Below are 17,796 nucleotides of genomic sequence, written 5' to 3' on the forward strand. Positions count from 1 at the left end.
CTATCTCCTCAGAACCGGACGCGCGGATCAATGACGGCGGTGAGCAGATCCACTATCAGCGTGATCAGGACGGTCGAGACCGCGAAGATCAGCGTCAAGCCCTGCACGACATAGTAGTCGCGCCCGAGCAGCGCGTTGACCATCAGCGTGCCGAGGCCGGGCACCGCATAGACGGTTTCGACGATGACGGCGCCGCCGATCATAAAGGCCACCATGACGCCGAGCAGGTTGAGTGTCGGCAGCAGGGCGTTCGGCAACATGGTCTGCCAGAATATCTGCCGCTCTGTGGCGCCCTGCGCCCGCGCGGCGGTGACGAAGTCGGCGGCCGTTTTTTCGATAAGGGCGGCGCGCAGGCTCTGAGTCAGAACCGGCACCAGCCAGATGGCCGTTGACAGGGCCGGCAAAAAGAGGTGATGAATATGGCCTGTGAAACCGGTGCCGTAGCCCGAGACCGGGAACCAGCCGAGGCTGACGCCCAAGAAGCGCGACATCATGATGCCCAGCCAGAATACCGGGATGGTGAGGCCGGCAATCCCCAAAAGGCGAATGATCTGGTCTGCGATGCCGCCGGGACGGCGGGCGCCGAGGATGGCGAGCACGACCGTCGGCGGGATGGCGAGGCATAGGACATAGCCGGTCAGGAACAGCGTCGGCCACATGAACTGTTCAATAAGCTGGCTCACCGGTCGCTGAAAGCGCAGCGACAGGCCGATATCGCCCAAAGCGAGATTGGCGAGATAGGTCAGGAACTGCCGCCAGAGCGGCAGGTCGAGCCCATATTGCGAGCGGATCGCCGCGATGGTTTCAGCATTCGCCCTCTCCCCGGCAAGAAGCCGCGCGGGATCGCCGGGGGCCATGTGCACTAGAAGGAACGTCACGAGGCTGATACCGGCAAGCACACCGATCAATTGCAGCAGGCGCCGCGAAATGAGTTGCAGAAGGGGCAATCCGGCTCTCCGGTTCGAGCGTCAGGGGGTGGAGGTGGCTCACGGAACGATGGAGGTTTCCTCCAGCGTCCACTGTAGCGAGGGCGTCAGCTTTAGACCCTGGAGACGTTTCGAATAGGCAACCGCGTTTGGTGCATAATAGAGGGGGATCTGCGCCACCTCCTCGGTGGTGATCTTCTGAATCTCCTTGTAGATTTCCGCGCGCTTGGCCTGATCGGCCTCTTTGGTCCCCTGCTCCACGAGCGCGTCAACCTTCGCGTTCGCATAGAACGTGTTGTAGGAGTTCGAGCCGCAGGATCCGCACACGGCCCAGCGGACGGCAAGGTCAGGATCGAGGGTTTCGTTGTACCACCAGTTGGCAGCAGCGTCGTAATCGCCCTTGCCGGTGGCATCCCACCAGGCGGCGCCATCGACGTTGACGATCACAGGCTTCAACCCAATCGCCTGCCATTGGGCCTGGATCAGCAGTGCCGTCTGCTGCGCCGGCGCATCGGCGGTCGCCAGGATCTTTACCTCGCGCCCCGCCATGCCGGATTCGGCCAGTAATTCCTTTGCCTTGGCGGGTTCGTGCGGAATACCCGGGTAATCCTTGTCATGGAAATCGACGCTGCCCGGCAACGTGGTGTTCGCCGGTTCGGCATAGCCACGCGTGATGGCTGCGGCTATGGCTTTGTTGTCAATCGCCATGCCGGCCGCCTGCCGCGCCTTCAGATTGGAGAAGGGCTCGCGCTTGTGGTTGAGCAGGGTCATGTAGATCGTGGTCGAAGGCTCGAGCCGCATATCCACCAACTCGGTCGCCTTTAGCTCGCCGATCTGCGCCCACGGCACCGCGCGCACCACGTCGACCTCGCCGGCCTTCAGCATGGCGATGCGGGTTTCGGGCGATGTGATCTCGATCAGCTCGACCGTGGCGTCCGAATTAGGATAGCCCTTGCGCCAGTAGTGCGGATTGGGTTGGAGAACAAGCTTCTCGTTCGGCTTCCACTGCTTGACTTCATAGGGGCCGGACGTAACCGGGACCGTGGCGAAAGCCGCCTCCTCGCCGCGCTTCTCGACATCGGCCTTCGAGACGATCCCCATGTTCCAGATTTCCGCGTTGCCGAGGAACGGCGCGAAGGCCGACTTGAGCGTGATCAACACGGTTTTCGCATCCGCCGCGGTCACGGATTCCACGGCCCCCAGCGGCGCAGGATAAGCCGATTTCTTGTCGCTCCGGATACGGTCGAGGCTGAAGGCCACGTCGGCAGCCGTGATCGGCGAACCGTCCGAGAACTGGGCATCGCGCAGATGAAAGGTGTAGCTCTTGCCCTCCGGCGAAATTTCCCATTTCTCGGCGAGCCCCGGCTCGAGCGCGCCGGTTTCAGAGTTCCGGCGCAGCAGACGCGAATAAAGCTGGCCGTAGGTTTCTATATTGCCGGCCGCCGCGGAGCGCATCGGATCGAGCGTCGTAGTCTGGTAAGGCGAAACGACGCGGATTACATCGTCGGCGAAGGCCGGAACGGCCCAACACAAACCCATTGCGACGAGGGTGCTGCCGTGCAGCACCGCACCCGCAGCCCGCGTGCGGGATCCGCTCAAGAAAATCATCTTGTTCTCCTCCCGATATTTCTCTTGTGCCTGGGCACGAGGCAGAGGTTACGGGATATTTCTAACTTCTGTCAACATTCAAGTTGTAAATATAACACGAAGCCGACTCTTGGCCTCGCAAGCCCCGGCACCTCGGCCAGCGATGGCGGCGCAACGGTCGAAAGACGCCGGCCGACGATTGTTCAAAGGCCCCCCCACTCGAGCAGCACCTGAATCGAAAACTTTGTGCTGATCGGGGAGTTCGAACGCACTCCAAACGCGGGGAGGCTCAGGTTAACGTCGCTATTCGCTGGTTTATCGGCTTCGGTCTGCACGAAGCTCTCCCGGACCATTCGTCGTTGACCCGTATCCGTCAGCGCTGGGGTGCAGAGCGTTTCCGAACTATCTTTGAGCGGACGGTAAAGGTCTGCGTAGCGGCCAAAGTCGCCAAGGGTGAGGTCGTTCATGTCGACGCCTCACTCATTCGGGCCGACGTCAGTTGGGAAAGTCTTGCGGTCCGCCACATAGATGCGGTCACCGACGCCAACGAGGCTACTGAAAGCGAACGAAAAAGCCGCAAAACAGGCAAATACAAGAAAGTCTGCGTCACCGACCCTGACGCGTCCATGGCGACCAACGGGCGTAATCGGAGACTGGAGCCAGCCTACAAGCAACATGCCGTGGTGGACGATGCTTGCGGCGTAATTTTAGATGTGGAGGTCACCACAGGCGAGACTAATGAGGGGCAATTCATACTCAGTCGTCTCGACGCGGTCGCCGCGATGACCGGCACGACAATCAAAACGGCAACGGCCGACGCCGGCTATGCGTACGCTAAGGTGTTCGCAGGTATGGAGCAACGCGCGATCGAAGCAGTTATTCCGGCAAAGGCAGAGCCAATCCGTAGCCCCGTGCCTATGCGCCGCTTTCGTTATGACGCCAAGCACGATACCCTTAAATGTCCGCGCGGCAAAATGCTGAAGGCGGGCCGTGCCGTTAAACATGGGCGCTTCTTTACATCTCGCGCGGCCGACTGTCGGCACTGCGATCTGGCGCGACTTTGCCTTTCCAATGGCCGTGTGAACAAGGCGGTAGTGCTCGGCGATGACTATCCGGCACTCCTGCGAGCTCGTCGCCGAAGAGAACGATGGTCGGACGAGGACCGAGCTTTGTACCGACGTCACCGCTGGCGCTCAGAGGGATATCACGGCGAAGCGAAGACCTGGCACGGGCTATCGAGAGCGATCCGGCGCGGCCTCATAAATATGAAAATCCAAGCCTATCTGACGGCCGCGGCAGTCAACTTGAAACGACTGGCGAGTGCTTTTCTGTCAATTTTGCTGTTCGTGTACAGCCAAGAAGCCACCAGTTCAGCCCGACATTCCCTCAGGCAAGGAAAAGTTTTTGGAATCGGCTTGTTGGTGGCTTCCGCATAGCTCCGCCGACGATTGGTTCTTCAACAGCCCCACGTAACAGCGCTGCCAGGCAGCTTCCGGGATCACCTCGCCAATTGCCGCGACGAGACCGGCATGGTCGTCGGAGACCACCAGTTCGACGCCCTTCAAACCGCGCCCTTTCAACCTGACGAGGAAGTCCTTCCAGTCGGAACGGCTTTCACGGCCGGCCATCTCGACCGACAGGATCTGCCGCCGCCCGTCCCAGTCGATGCCGACAGCGATCAGCACCGCCTGGCTCATCACCACACCGGCCTCGCGCACCTTCTCATAACGGGCATCGAGAATCAGGTAGGCAAACGGCTCTTGAAGCGGGCGCTCGGCAAAGGCCTTCAGGCTCTCGTCCAGCCGCTAGCCGCATCACCAGCCTGCCATGACCGCCTCTCTCAGTGAATTTGCAGAACCTTCAACACACTACCCTGATACACTGCAATGCCTTGTTAGGAGAGCGGCAGCCATCCCATCTTGTTCGCACCCCAAATGTGAGGCGCAATTGGCGGCGCTGGAGCGCGGGTTGGTCAGCTCACGATGTAGCTGGACCTGGATAAAAAAACCGCGCCGATCGCCAGTTGCAACGAGAAACTATCCGTGGTCACCGGCCCACAGCCTGCCCCGTTACACGAGTGTCAAAATGATCGATCTACAAGATCGTCAACTGCTCACCGCACCTTCCTTGAAGGTTGGCGCAAGGCCGCCGAAATCCCGTCGTTGAAGCGGATGGTGCGCACCTCCTCCTGGAAATCGGCGCAGGATTGCCGCCAGCGCGAGCCCGGCCAGACCAGTTCCACCGAGGCATCGAGCGGTCGGTAGACGGCGGTGTATAGCGTGCCGCAGTCACGTCCGTAGTGTGTCTGGTAGACGGGGGGGCGCTGGAAGCCGGAAAGAACGTTCTTGATACTCGCCGAGGCGGGCAGCAGTTTCTCCACCGCGGCCTCGCGCTCGACCGACTTGGTGGTCTCGGCGTGGCACGCCCATTCTACGCCGTGCTGGTGGTTGGTGCTGACGCGACGCTCCACCACTTCCGCCGGGCGATCCGGATTTACATAGACGGTCGCATGGTTTCCCTGACGGTCGATCAGCGCGATGGAATAGGACATGTGCACGGGAATATCCCGGAGCATGGCAACGGCTGCGGCCGTGGTGTTAGCAAACTCCAGCACGTAGCGCAGCACAACCGGCATGCCGAATCCCTGCCCCTCGGCGGTGCGCCCGCCGAAAGCGAGCGAGACGGCCAGCCCGTCCTCGTTGATGCCGTCGAGCACGCCCCACAGGCAATCGACCACCGCGACGACGCGCTTGCCGTTGAAGCGCGACGCGAGCCAGGTGCCTTCGAGAAGGCGCGGGCTGTAGTCATAGTTGCGAATGAGCGACGACTCCGCACCGGTCAGGATCGCTTGCGAACAGCCTCTCACATAGAAGGGCGGGCACCACATGGACAGGAAGCGGGCTTCCAGATCGCCGCCGCCGGCCGTCTCCACGATGGCCTCGTAGGTCGGCAGCAGTTTCGGCATATGTGTCCGCAATGCTTCGAGGCTCATGGAATAGGTCGGGCGCGATCGGACACCTTCGCGCACGAACCAGCGGCTGTAGGCAGGCCAATGGCGATAGAACACCCGGCGCCATTTGGAACCGGGCACATCTTCGTTTATAGCTTCGAACTGGAGGTCCATGGCGTCCTGCAGAATCTTCAACGGATCGGCTCCTTCGCTTCGTCGCACTGGATTTCGGTGACCGCCTTGCTGGCATAGAGGCGCTTGATGCCCGTGATCCAGTTGCAGGCCCGCTCGGTCAGCTCGAATTCGTCGTCCATCACCCGCCCCCGCATCATCAGGGCTCCAAGGTCGGCGCCCTTCTTTAGGGAGTCGCCGCGGCCGGTGAAGCGCACGAAGAGAGCCTCCTCATCGCTCTCGATCGCCTGCCGGTGATAGTCGAAGCGGTCGTAGGACACGCTGCCGTCCGGCGCCATGCGGTAGATGCCCGCCGCCGGCGCATGGGTGACGATTCCGTCGAGGTCCTCGGTCGACTTGAGAATCAACTGCGACCAGGAATCGATGAATTCCTCGCTTGCCCAACGATCGTTCAGTTCCTTTACGTCGATGTTGTACTCGATCCCGGAAAATTCCATTAGGTGAAATAGGAAGAGTGGCGCATCGGCATAGGCAAAGGCGGCCTGGTTCATCAGCGAGCTTGCGCCGGATATGCGCGGATTGAGCTCGCCGAGATAGCCTTCGTTGTTCTCATCAATGAGGAAATCGAGGTTGAAATAGCCGCGATAGCCTTCCTTGCGCAACTGGTTGCCAAAGCGGAAGGCCATGTCGCGCGTCTTGGCGCGGACATTTTCGGAAAAGGCGCCGGCGAAGATTTCATTGCCAGCCCAGCCGCCCTTGTAGGGCGTCAGCTCCGGCTTGCCGACGACTTCGGTCATAAGTGGGCCGACGAGCGTGCCGGAGGCCGTGGTGCAGGCCTCCATGGTCGCGCTGCGGCAGTTGACGCGCTTCATGATCTTGACCTCCTCCTCGGCGGAAATCTCCGCGGCGTGACGGTTGTAGTCATCCTCGCTGGCGATCAAGAAGGTCGTGCGGCCGCTGTCGCCGAAGCCGGTCTGCACCACAAGATCGGTGCCGAGGCCACCCCTTCTCGCCGAACAAAGAAGTTCCTCATAGGTGCGGGCGGGGCCCAGCGTGTTGGGGACGGAGGGCACGCCCGCTTTGTTGCCGATGCGCACGGTCTCCATCTTGTTGTCGCAGCGCTGACGCAACTTGGCCTTAGGATGCCAGACCTCGATGCCGAGTTCCTTGCAAAGTTCTTCGGTCGTCTCGTCGAACATCAGGAAGACGGCGGCCGGGCGGCCGCCGCGCCTAGCGATATGGTCGATCACTTCCTTGCGCTGGAGCAGGTGGTTGTTGATGCCCTCAATGCTCTTGCATCGGGTATGGGGGATTTTGGAGGGAGCGAAGACGTTCGGATGCCGCCCGTCGAAGGGGTCGATGTAGTTGATGAACTTGAAGTTCCCCACCCATTCGTCGATCCCCATCAGATTGAAATTCGTCCCGGAGACGAAATAGATCGGGCGCTTGTTGCGGTGCATGACGAGGCGAATGTCGGCAATATTTCTGATGCGTTTCATGATTGGCCCTCCTTCTCTTCGAGTGTTGCGCATGATCGCGCTTCCTGTCTTCTTCTCTTCTTCGACATACCCTGCCCCTGATGTGCACACTTCCGGAGATTTTCACTGCCGTTTGGGCATAGGGAGATGGGGCCAAGACTGTCGAGATAGGCGGATGCGCCGCCTTTCTCGTAGGTCGAGGAGGCGACGTTGCGGTCGCAGAAGGACTTCAGCACCTGGCGCACCCGGAAATGGGGAGGAAGCATGGATCGACTCGCTAGCGCAAATCGGTACGCGCAGATGTGATTTGGTGCGTGAAAACCCATTGTTTGAGGGAGCACACTCAAGACGCGCCTCCATGCCCGGGAGACGGCTTTTGTGCGTCCAGAACTCTGGTAAGCGCTTTCTCCGTGAAAACCCGAAAACCCTGTTCCGGCCGGAAGCCGTGTATTTCGCGAACATCGAGCGCGCGCAGATATTGCAGTATCGCGGGACTTATGACCTGGCCCGGCACGAGAATGGGCGAGCCCGGTGGGTAAGGGGTAACGAGACGCGCAGAGACCAGTTCGCGGCCCCGTGCGATGGCGCCTTCGGCTTCGATGAGGTTGAGATACTCGCACTTTGCATTGTCATAGGACAGGTAATAGGCCGAGCGTATGTCGCCATCTCGGCTTCCCATGTTAGTAAAAGAGTCCGTCGCGCGGAACGCCGAATGGAAGGCTGAAAAGGTTGGCAGCGGCGGCTGTTTCTGCGTCAGCGAGAGAAACTGTTGATCGTGGATGCTGCGCTCGATCATGGAGAGATCGCGCACTTTATCGTCGATGTCGCGCGCGATCTTCACCAGCACCCCGATGAGATGGGCTAGGTCGGAGCGTGTGCAGCCGATATTCACTATGAACAACACCGTGTTGGGCGAGGTCTTGTTGATCTGGATCTTGTGTTCATCCATCAGCTTGTTCTTGAATGGGTCGCCACTGAGGCCTGTCGCGCCGATTTCCAGCGTTACGCGTGTCGGATCGAGCGCGAATTCGTCCGTCCGCCAGGCCGCCTCAAAATTGCTCCAGCCGGTCTTCTCGTCGAAACAGGATTCCGCGTTCGACTGGCGATATTTCGGCGGCACGAGATCGTCGCCGCCGAGGACTCGGAAATACTTCGTCAGCAGCGGATGGCGGAACATCTGCTCGCGCAGGCTCATGGCGAGTTCCAGCGTGCGCTGCACGAGTTTATAGCCTTCCATTTCCACCTGCCGGCGGCCGACGTCGAGCGACGCAAGGATCTGGTAGTTTGGTGAGGTCGAGGTGTGCGTCATATAGGCCTCGTGGAAGGCCTCCTCGGTCTTTTCCTTGAACTCCTGATCCCAGATGTGAATCATTGACCCCTGCCGCAGTGCCGTCAGCGTCTTGTGCGTCGACTGGGTTGCATAGACCCGCACCCGCGCCTTCGACGGATCTGGAAGGAGTTGCGTGTTCAGGATCCTTTCGTCGTCCTTCCAGGCCCCGGCGTCGAATTCGGCGCTGAAGGCCTCGTAGCGGGTGGCGTAGTCAGGAGCCTGCAGCATCGCGGTAAGATTGGCGGCAGCTTTCATAGCCGTGCGCTGCCGGAGTATCGGATGCGCGTAAGCGAAGGCGAACCAGGCCTCGTCCCACACGAAGACGAGATGCGGCGCGATCGCCAGGCACTCCATCATCACGCGCTCTACGTTATAGACGATGCCATCGAAGGTGCAGTTGGTGAGCAGCAGCAGACGAACACGGTCGAGCGTGCCGGCGTGCTTGTAGGCGAGAAGGGTCCGCTTCAGGTCCCGCAAGGGCACTCCGCCATATATGGAATAATCGTTCCGCGGATAGGGATCCAGATAGTCGACCCGCGCCCCCGCCAGCACCAGCCCGTAATGGTGTGATTTGTGGCAGTTGCGGTCGGCCAGCACCACGTCGCCTGGCCTGACAAGCGCCTGCAACACGACCTTGTTGGCGGTCGAAGTCCCGTTGGTGACAAAGAAGCTGCGCTTGGCGCCAAAGGCGCGCGCGGCATATACCTGCGCAAGCTTCAATGGGCCGGTCGGATCGAGCAGGGAATCCAGGCCGCCTGAGGTAGCGGAGGTCTCCGCCATGAACAGGTTGATGCCATAGAACCGCGCAAGATCGTCGATCCAACTCGAATTCACGATCGACTTGCCGCGGGAGACCGGCAAGGCATGGAAGACGCTTACCGGCTGTTTGGCGTGGTTGCGCACGGCATCGAAGAAGGGCGTCTGGTAGCGCAGCGCGACGCCGCGTGTGATGGAGTAATATAGTTCGTCTTGGTGCTCATCGCGGAAGAAGACGCGCCGGAACGTTTCGCCCATGCGCGCAGCGATGTCCTCGACATTGCCGTCAGTGACGAGATAGAGGTCGAGCTCTGGCCGAAGCTGCGCAATCTGGCGGCCGAGCAGCGGGCCGCGCTCGGATTCCGGAACGGCATCGATGCCGGCGACTAGCCCGTCGAGGACCCGACGCCACGTGGCCAGATGATGGTCCTGCGAGCGGGAGGGAAAACCGTAACGGACAACCACGGCCTGGAGGTCGAAGTTGACGAGCGTCGCGATCAGAGCGTCCTCGAAGGTCGGCACGATGACTATGTCAAAGACGAAGTCGTCATCGATGCAGCGTTTGCGCTGTACGCGCCGGCGTAGAGCCTCCTGCTCGGAGCCCGACATCTGGCCAACTATCAGCACCTCGAAATAGTGGCGAGCCTGCCGCTGTTCGTCAGTTTCGATCTGGGAGGGCAGGTCGCCTTCGGTCTCCGATAACACGCTTTGGCGGCGATAGGTCTGCCTGGCGAGCATCTTGTGAATCCGCCGCGCGGCGAGATGGGCCTGGACCAGTTCCCGTCGTTCGACCAACCCTTTCAGTTCGGCGAAGGAACGTGCACCGGGAAAAGCCCAGTAGGTCTCTATGGGGGACAGAGTCTTGATAGCGTGGGTCACCCGCTCAAGGGTTGTAATGAAATCGGAATGGTCCGGGGAAATAGTCGAGAGCAGCCCCAGATCGTCCACCAATAATGTCCAACTGTCAGAGCGAAGCTCCGCGATGCTGCGGCAGCTATGTAGCGATATTTCGACGGTATCCGTGGTGGCGATAGTCATGGTCTTCCAAGCTCCCGTCGGTGGCTGAGTGCGAGATGATGCCGCGACATCGGACGCGGCTGGTTCCCTCGAAGCAATGGACACGGCACCCGCTTGGGCTTGTGTTTCTTGCAGTGGAACGCGATCTGACGCAGAGCTGCCATCTTGCTTCCTTTGTTGTTTAATTATTTGGGTTGTTCGGAGGGTTGATCGTGCAAAAGTCATGCCAGGCCGCAGGAGTGACTGAAGCAATGCTAATTGCTTTCTTTCAGATGGTTAGATCGGGAAATTGACGACACGGTCGAAGGAACAATCGGTGTCGCAAAGCCGACAAAGGTGACGAACAATGTCGTATGGGTGGTCGTCACGCGTCCGAGCATGTGGAGGCGTGGGCGCTCTTCCGAAACTTTGTTTAGCTCACCGAGCGTGGTGCCGTCCTCTAAGTGCTGACGGCATCGGTCGGAACGCACAAGCCCGTCGCCGCATGCGCGACATGACGTTGATGCGGCTCTGGAAGAGCACTTCGTTATCCGACGGGAAGCCAAGGCTCTCGTCTTCGACGGTGGACTCAGTTATGGTCTTCACTGGAGTCTGTACGGCGCAGGAGGATTTGTGGAGGCCGTGGTGCTCCACGGAGCGGGGTCCATACCTGAATGCCAAGTGCGTCATCGATTCCCTGCTATGAGAGTTTTTGGATCTACAAGATGTTGCCGTCCGGTGAACCTTGGCGAACAGCGAACGTCGTCGGCTCATCGTCCGCGACACCAGCATCGTAGACGAGGCGTTCCCGTACCGAATTGTCTCGGTTAAATGTCAGCACCCGCGATTTGATCTCCGCGATCTGATTTTGCTCAATATAAGCGGAGGAGCAAATGATGACCTCATCTCCAACCTGGCAGGTGCGCGCAGCGGCCCCCTCGTAGACTTGCCGATACCCCCTTACCGTAGAACGCGATCTGACGCAGAGCTGCCATCTTGCTTCCTTTGTTGTTTAAACTAATTCGTTTGTTCGGGACAATTGAATGCGCACAGCATGCGCGCGCCACTGGGTGATCTTGCAAAAGTCGTGCCAGGCCGCAGGAGTTACTAGAGTAATGCTAATGGCTTTCTTTCACATGGTTAGATCGGGAAGTTGGCCGCATGGTTGAAGGAAATCTGTGTCGGGGAGCCGACAAGGGCGGCGGACAATGTCGTATGCTGTGCAGTCATCCGTTTCGACACCGGGGCTTCTTCGCCTACAGGATCGAGGTGATGGGGCGGAGAAATGCCGCGACATGAGTCAGGCGCAAATGCTGGAGGCTTTTTCGTCCGGGACGGTCGGGGTCTTTGCGTCCTACAGTGCAGCGCTCGGCCAGATTGAAAGCAGGTGGCGGGCAAATTTGCACTCAAGGCAGCGCCTTGGCCGATCATGTCTAAAGGTGGACGTGTTCCGGCAGGCGGTCGCGTGATCATGATTTATTCGAAGGATCCAAGCAAACAGAAGGCCGAAAACGCAAAACCTGCTCGCCACATCCTACGAGCTGAATCCAAATCAGCGAGCCGCGCTCGACTCCGTTACGCCTGACGAAATGGCTTTCGTATCCCGGTGACAATGGATCAATCAAGGTCAGCGAGGTCATTCGTGATCAGCTTCGGCGCATTCTTATCGGCCATGAGGAGCCGGCAGCTGTTCTGGCCAACAAAAGGCTGCCGTGCAGCCGCACGTTGCCGCAAACCAACCCCTCGTCCAAATAAAATCGGAACATAGAAGAGGCCCTGCAGGGGGCCTCTTGCGTTTTATTGTGTAGATTGTCCCGGTCGTCGATCATGTCCCAGGGAGTTCTCTAATCGCGGTTGTCAAGTTGATCGCAGAGGGTGTCACAGGTCAGGCTCATGGTTCTCTTCGAGGTCGGCACTTGGGCCGCCTCATCATGGCGTTGGATAGGCTCAGTCGACCAATGTGGTGTTCGCGGTTACCTGCATGAGCCGGCATTCGCATTCCTGGGATCGGTCTTGACTGCGCCATCGTCCTGACCGGACGATCTCGCTAATCTCAGCTAATCATGGACATCATTGTAATCATGCCAGCCCGCTCGGCTCTTGCGATGACCAACGGAAGGGTTCGCCGGATATCACATGGCGTGGAGGATGACGGCGAGCTTTCGGGCTACCGCCACCTTAGCCTTTCGATAGCCGCCTCGCCGCGCGATGCGCAGCCTCCAGCTCTTTAAAGCGGAGAACCGTGGAATACGAGTCAGCAGCGAATTGGCTGCCTCATACAGGCTGCCTCGAAGAAAGTCGGCGCCCCGTTTCGAGACGCGCCCGGATCTCATCGTCTCACCGGAGGCATAGATGCGAGGTGTCAGGCCAAGGTAAGCTCCGGTGCTGGACGATCGTTTGAATCGTGTCGGATCATCAATGGTCGCGGTGAAGCCGAGCGCAGTGATGGCGCAGACACCAGGGACCGACATTAGGCGTCTTACGACAGCGTTCTGCCGCGCTATCGAGCGAACCTTCGCATCGAGGAGACCCACTCGGAAGCGGGAGCTGGTGAGGGGCATGTGCCGAGATTGGATGATCTCGATCCGCGTAGTTGCGGTCCACTCGACTTTGATCCACCGACCTCTTCTTGCACTTCCGCGCCACAGCTATCGAGGTGATCCGTGACGCAAACGCTGCCACGGGTGTGCCGCCACGTTGGCTACCGAAAACGGTTAATGTCGATCAGGGTACGGAATTTGCGCCCCCGATCGCAACCTTTAGGCCTATGGACACGGGCGTGATCCTGGACTGCCACGGGTAAGCCTACGGACAGTGCCTACATCGAAGCATTCAACAGCCGGTTCAGAGCCGAGCGCCTGAACCAGTACTGGTTCCTGCCCCCTGCGAACGCTCGCGAAAAGATGGAGCATTGACACAGAGATCACAATGAGTTTCGGACACATGGTGGATCGGCAACAAAGCGCCGATCGCACCCTCCGGGAAGCGCCGCCAGTCCGCTTCCCTGAGAAGGCCGCCCAGTCCCTTGAGCCGTCTAAACAAGCGCAACGACAAGCGCTGCTGTTGGGGTGCAAGGCCGTTTGATTGCTACTCTTCCCGATTTCCTGAGATTTCCGAGGCGCGGACCTCAGCCGATGAATGCCGCCAATCTCAGCCGTATACGCCGATTATTTCTATTTCACGCATCTCGGCCGGCGTGACGAGCGGCTCGGCCAGGAATTTCTCGGCTTCCAGCGCCGCCATGCTTCCCATGCCGGCGGCGCTGATCGCCCGACGGAAGACCGGGTCGATTACATCACCGGCCGCGAGTATCCCCGGAACGGATGTCTTCGTCGACCAGGAGCCAACCTTGATGTAGCCGGCCCGGTCCATGTCCAACTGACCGCGAAACAAGGCGGTTGCTGGATCATGACCTATGAAGAGGCCGTGCGTGGGCAGTTCCTTCGCGTCGCCGGTATTCACGTCACGAATTCGAACGCCGGTCACCGACTTCCGCGGCTCGCGCTCGCCGATAACTTCATCGATGACGTGGTTCCAAATGACGTCAACATTCGGTCTGGCCAAAAGGCGGTCCTGCAAGATCGGCTCCGCTCGAAAACGATTTCGGCGATGGACGACTGTGACCTTGGAGGCAAGGTTCGACAGATAGAGCGCTTCCTCCACGGCTGTGTTCCCGCCGCCGACAACGACCACTTCCTTGTTTCGATAGAAAAAGCCATCAGAGGTTGCGCAGGCGGAGACGCCGAATCCAGCAAATATCTTCTCTGAGGGAAGGCCAAGCCATCGGGGCTGGGCTCCCGTCGCGATGATGAGTGCGTCGGCGAGATACGTGTCGCCGGAGTGAGCTTGGAGACGGAATGGCCGCTTCCAGAGATCGACAGAGGTGATGATGTCGTACATCAACTTGGTGCCGACATTTTCTGCCTGCTGCCGCATCTGCTCCATCAGCAAGGGACCTTTGACCGGCTCAGCGAAACCTGGGAAGTTCTCGACATAAGCCATGGTGGTGAGCTGGCCGCCGGCCTGCCGGCCGGTTACGAGGAGTGGCTTCAGGTTGGCAAGGGCAGCGCAGATGGCAGCGGTATAGCCCGCCGGTCCGGCCCCGATGATCAGGACCCTGGCGTGGTGGGTGTTCATGATGTGATCTCCTCCTACGTAACGGTCCGGTGGGTCGGCCGTGACGCGGCCTCGGGGTAGTTGGTGTAGCAAAGGCAGCTCCTTGCGCATTGTGAAGCACTCAGCAGATCGAAAGGGCTTGGGGCTTGGGGTTTGGGTTCTGCGTTGGGGCTGAGACAGCGGTTCTGAACCAATCTGGTGAGAGCAATCGTGTCGGCCGGGTTTCGCTGTGTGGTGACACAATGATGCTGCCAAGGGTGATATCGGACAGTGCCGCTGGTCAGCTTTGGAAATTGCAGTCTAATGCCGCATTGGCGCGCCCGCTTAGGCGCAACTTCAGTGGGACATCAGCACTGGCGCCCGAAGGGCGTACCGAGACGGCCTTGGGCCTCCCGATCGACGAGCAGCGTCACCGTGCGATCGGGACTGCGGAACAACCTCGCACGACTGATGTTGAGGACGGTCTCAGAGGTGGTCGCTATTTGAACGGGACGGTGAGCGGCCTCGATGACCTCGACATCCAAGATCGAGTGGTCGCACAAGACAATGGGAGACCAGGCGGGAGGGCACCCGATGGCCTTGCCTGTGACGGCCATGAGCGAAGATCCGAGCGGGAGGAGCGGCCCCCCGAGCGTACGATTATAGCCGGTGCTGCCGATTGGCGTCGTCAACACGAGACCATCCCCGTTGATGTTCATCGGGTCCCCATTTCCGCGGACGGCAACGCTTAACTTGGCTTGCTGGAATACCTGCCGCTCAAGGACGATCTCGTTGATAGCGAAAAGCTCTCGGCTGCGCCCTCCCACCTGCTCGATCTCGGCTTGCAGCACAGGCAGTTCCTCGCTGGAAGCCGCTTGCAATCGCTCCGTCAAATCATGCGTCCGTAGTGAATTGCAGAGAATTCCGGTGGAGCTGTCGGTACGCATGGCGAATACGGGCTTTGCCGGCATTGCCGGCATTGCCAGTGCCTCATGAAGCGCCTCCAATGCGGTACCGTCTCCACCGATGGCCACGATGAATTCGGCTTCTGCCGCCGGGGTCTGGCCGTAGCGCCCCGAAAGTTCCTTGAGTGCCCCCTGAGCGCGTGGTCTCGGTGATGCCCGGAATGCGATCTTCATGGTTGAGCCTTTAATTCAAGAAGGCTGACTTCCCCATTCAAAGGGGGGTTGAGCAAAGCTGGCTGGGCGCTAAGATCTCGCAACAAGCCGCGCTTAGACGCGACCATCCGTTGCCGCTGCTTCCCAATACGGATGAAAATATCAGCGCGAACTAAACACGCTTTTTTCAGCCACCTGATCATGCCGTTCTCACTCATGATTGCCTCCCTCTTTGTGGCCGTTGTAGGCGGCCACGCCATCAGCACCGTTTCGGGGCCTCAGCCCATGAGGAAATGCTGCGTGCCTTGCGCTTCAATGGCCTCCGCAAGCCGAGAGAGCGCGTGCACATAAGCGGCGCTGCGCAGGGTAATGCCTTTCTCCTGGGCGAGCGTCCAGACCGCGTCTCCTTCCTGCTCCATCCTTGTCTTCAGCCGCGCATGCACCTGCTCGATCGGCCAGGAATCGCCTTGCCGGTTCTGCACCCATTCGAAATACGAAACGGTGACACCACCCGCATTTGCCAAGATGTCAGGGAGCACAACGACGTTCTTGGCGTTGAGGATTTTATCAGCTTCAAGGGTTATCGGCGCGTTGGCGAGTTCGAGGATGACGTGAGCCTTTACGCGTGCGGCATTTCCTGCGTGAACCATGTCCTCCAGGGCGGCCAAAACGAGCAGCTCGCAATTGACAGAAACAAGCTCGTCGGCAGGAAGCGTGCAGACGCCGTCTGAGCCTGCAAGGCTGGTGACGCTCCCCTGCCGCTTTGCGGAAATGAGCTTATCGACGTCGAGTCCCGAGGAGCACTGGACCCCCCCCTTCGAGTCCGTGACCGCCACGATCTTGAATCCGGCGGCTCCAAGCAGCTGCGCAATGTGCTTGCCCGCATTGCCGAAGCCCTGAATCGCCACCCTCGCGCCAGGCCGCAATCCGAGCTTTTGCGCCTGGTGTAGGAGGAGATAGTAGCCGCCGCGGGCCGTCGCGTCCTCCCGTCCGAGCGAGCCGCCGAGGGCGATGGGCTTGCCGGTGATCACCGCCGGGGTCACCTCGCCAACGATAGCGGCGTATTCGTCGGCCATCCAGGCCATAATCGTCGAATTGGTATAGACGTCCGGCGCCGGAATGTCCCGGTTCGGACCGATGACCTTGGCGAAACATTGAACATACCGGCGGGCGAGGCGCTCCTGTTCGGTCGCGGACAGATTGTGAATATCCACCTGCACGCCGCCCTTGGCACCGCCAAGCGGCAACTTGATAACCGCGCACTTCATGGTCATCAGGAAGGCGAGCGTCTCGACCTCGTCGATAGTCACATCCGGGTGGAAGCGAATGCCGCCCTTGGTGGGGCCGAGCGTGTCGTCATAGCGGCAGCGCCAAGCGGGGTAGGACTTGCTCGCGCCGTCGTCCATGCGGATGACTAGACGGGCTTGCGTGGTCTCGCGCGGCGATTTGAGTTTCTCGAGAACGTCCGCGGTGATGTTGAGGTACCCGGCTGCTTCGTAGAGACGTGCCCGGGCTTGGTCTAGCATAGTCTTGGGGACCATTTGATTCCGTTCCTTGTGTTCGTTGCAGCTATCGCGGGTCTGGGCGACATGAGCGGCGGTTGGCAGCTGCCGCCCGCAAGAGTCGTTTTAAAAATTTCGTCGATTTGGCGGTCGAGCCTCAGAGGCATGTTCTGGTTATCCTTCAGGGACTTGCATGAGAGTTGGAAGACGTAGTCATTGTTTTCCCCCATGTCTGGCTGCGCTATCGTAGTTGTTAGCTGCTCGCGACGAGGCTGAGTCACTCGCGCCGCTGACGATGTCGGTTTCGACGACGGCGAGCGTTTTTGCTGACTATGTCCCAGTTTGTGGAACTCCATCTGAAGCAAACCTGACATCTCGTTCTCTCCTTCATTCATCGGATCGCGGGCGGCGTTAGGTGTTTCCGATTTTGCTGCCAAGTCAGGCGGCGAGCTAAAGACAGACGCCAAGGTTTTCTTTTCAGTTGCTTGCTTTAGGGTTTCCGCTTGGACTTACCACCACGGCCCTTGCCGAAATCGGTCTTGGCGTAATCGGCTTTGCCGAAACCGCCCTTGCCTTCCTTGAAGCTGCGGGCGGAACGCGGAAGCCGTCGCCGCCGCGCATGCTCGCCATGACCTTCATGCGGCTGTGGAAGTGCATCTCGTTTTTTGACGGGGAGCCGAGGCTGCGATCTTCGATGGGCGCGGTTACCGGCTGAGCCTTTCGCTTGGGCTTGCCGGTACCACCCTTGCCGTAGAACGCGATCTGACGCAGAGCTGCCATCTTGCTTCCTTTGTTGTTTAAACTATTTCGGTTGTTCGGACACATGAATGCGCAACAGCATACGCGCCCAGCAGGGCTGATCGTGCAAAAGTCGTGCCAGGACGAAGGACTGGCTGGAACGAAGCTAGTTGCTTTCTCTCAGACAG

At 59.6% G+C, this 17,796-nt stretch carries 13 protein-coding genes and 2 pseudogenes; 2 read left to right on the plus strand and 13 right to left on the minus strand.

Going from position 1 to position 17,796, the window contains the following annotated elements:
- Positions 1 to 8: 8 nt before the first annotated feature.
- Positions 9 to 947, minus strand: a complete 939-nt coding sequence (locus JOH52_RS33665) for an ABC transporter permease (protein ID WP_014531127.1) — start codon at positions 945 to 947, stop codon at positions 9 to 11.
- A gap of 39 nt (positions 948 to 986) precedes the next feature.
- The gene (locus JOH52_RS33670; RefSeq protein ID WP_014531128.1) at positions 987 to 2,534 is read right to left on the minus strand and encodes an ABC transporter substrate-binding protein; all 1,548 of its coding nucleotides are present in this window, start codon (positions 2,532 to 2,534) and stop codon (positions 987 to 989) included.
- 263 nt (positions 2,535 to 2,797) lie between these two features.
- Between JOH52_RS33670 and JOH52_RS33675 the strand changes: the two are divergent.
- A pseudogene (locus tag JOH52_RS33675) lies at positions 2,798 to 3,949 on the plus strand (transposase); the annotation flags it as partial.
- 15 nt (positions 3,950 to 3,964) lie between these two features.
- Here the strand turns inward: JOH52_RS33675 and JOH52_RS33680 are convergent.
- From JOH52_RS33680 to JOH52_RS36750, 6 genes and pseudogenes are all read right to left on the minus strand, one after another.
- Positions 3,965 to 4,318: pseudogene (locus JOH52_RS33680) on the minus strand (transposase); the annotation flags it as partial.
- Positions 4,319 to 4,626: 308 nt separating this feature from the next.
- Positions 4,627 to 5,658: a C45 family autoproteolytic acyltransferase/hydrolase gene (locus JOH52_RS33685; protein ID WP_014531131.1), complete on the minus strand. Its 1,032-nt coding sequence runs from the start codon at positions 5,656 to 5,658 to the stop codon at positions 4,627 to 4,629.
- Entirely contained in the window at positions 5,655 to 7,094 is a 1,440-nt protein-coding gene (locus tag JOH52_RS33690; RefSeq protein WP_014531132.1) for a biotin carboxylase, read from the minus strand. Before JOH52_RS33690 ends, JOH52_RS33685 begins: the two co-directional genes overlap by 4 nt.
- A gap of 322 nt (positions 7,095 to 7,416) precedes the next feature.
- Positions 7,417 to 10,197, minus strand: a complete 2,781-nt coding sequence (locus JOH52_RS33695) for an aminotransferase class I/II-fold pyridoxal phosphate-dependent enzyme (RefSeq protein WP_014531133.1) — start codon at positions 10,195 to 10,197, stop codon at positions 7,417 to 7,419.
- 676 nt (positions 10,198 to 10,873) lie between these two features.
- A complete protein-coding gene (locus JOH52_RS35745; RefSeq protein ID WP_080567560.1) occupies positions 10,874 to 11,053 on the minus strand; it encodes a hypothetical protein in 180 nt (59 codons plus the stop codon).
- Positions 11,054 to 12,287: 1,234 nt separating this feature from the next.
- Positions 12,288 to 12,716, minus strand: a complete 429-nt coding sequence (locus JOH52_RS36750; protein ID WP_017266837.1) for an IS110 family transposase — start codon at positions 12,714 to 12,716, stop codon at positions 12,288 to 12,290.
- Positions 12,717 to 12,977: 261 nt separating this feature from the next.
- Between JOH52_RS36750 and JOH52_RS33710 the strand changes: the two genes are divergently transcribed.
- Positions 12,978 to 13,070, plus strand: a complete 93-nt coding sequence (locus tag JOH52_RS33710; RefSeq protein WP_080567603.1) for a hypothetical protein — start codon at positions 12,978 to 12,980, stop codon at positions 13,068 to 13,070.
- 235 nt (positions 13,071 to 13,305) lie between these two features.
- Here the strand turns inward: JOH52_RS33710 and trxB are convergent, their stop codons facing one another.
- The 5 genes from trxB to JOH52_RS33735 all read right to left on the minus strand — a co-directional run bounded on the left by trxB (position 13,306) and on the right by JOH52_RS33735 (position 17,650).
- Positions 13,306 to 14,292 (minus strand): thioredoxin-disulfide reductase, encoded by a 987-nt coding sequence (gene trxB / locus JOH52_RS33715; protein WP_014531137.1) that lies wholly within the window; start codon positions 14,290 to 14,292, stop codon positions 13,306 to 13,308.
- Positions 14,293 to 14,618: 326 nt separating this feature from the next.
- Positions 14,619 to 15,389 carry a diacylglycerol kinase catalytic domain-containing protein gene (locus tag JOH52_RS33720; protein WP_017266838.1) on the minus strand — a complete coding sequence of 257 codons (771 nt, stop codon included), beginning with the start codon at positions 15,387 to 15,389 and terminating at the stop codon, positions 14,619 to 14,621.
- Entirely contained in the window at positions 15,386 to 15,586 is a 201-nt protein-coding gene (locus tag JOH52_RS33725) for a hypothetical protein (protein WP_020479580.1), read from the minus strand. Before JOH52_RS33725 ends, JOH52_RS33720 begins: the two co-directional genes overlap by 4 nt.
- Positions 15,587 to 15,646: 60 nt before the next feature.
- Positions 15,647 to 16,909, minus strand: a complete 1,263-nt coding sequence (locus tag JOH52_RS33730) for a Glu/Leu/Phe/Val family dehydrogenase (protein ID WP_014531139.1) — start codon at positions 16,907 to 16,909, stop codon at positions 15,647 to 15,649.
- A gap of 438 nt (positions 16,910 to 17,347) precedes the next feature.
- A complete protein-coding gene (locus JOH52_RS33735; RefSeq protein WP_234705645.1) occupies positions 17,348 to 17,650 on the minus strand; it encodes a hypothetical protein in 303 nt (100 codons plus the stop codon).
- Positions 17,651 to 17,796: the final 146 nt, after the last annotated feature.

It is taken from the genome of Sinorhizobium meliloti, assembly GCF_017876815.1.
Lineage (GTDB): Bacteria > Pseudomonadota > Alphaproteobacteria > Rhizobiales > Rhizobiaceae > Sinorhizobium > Sinorhizobium meliloti.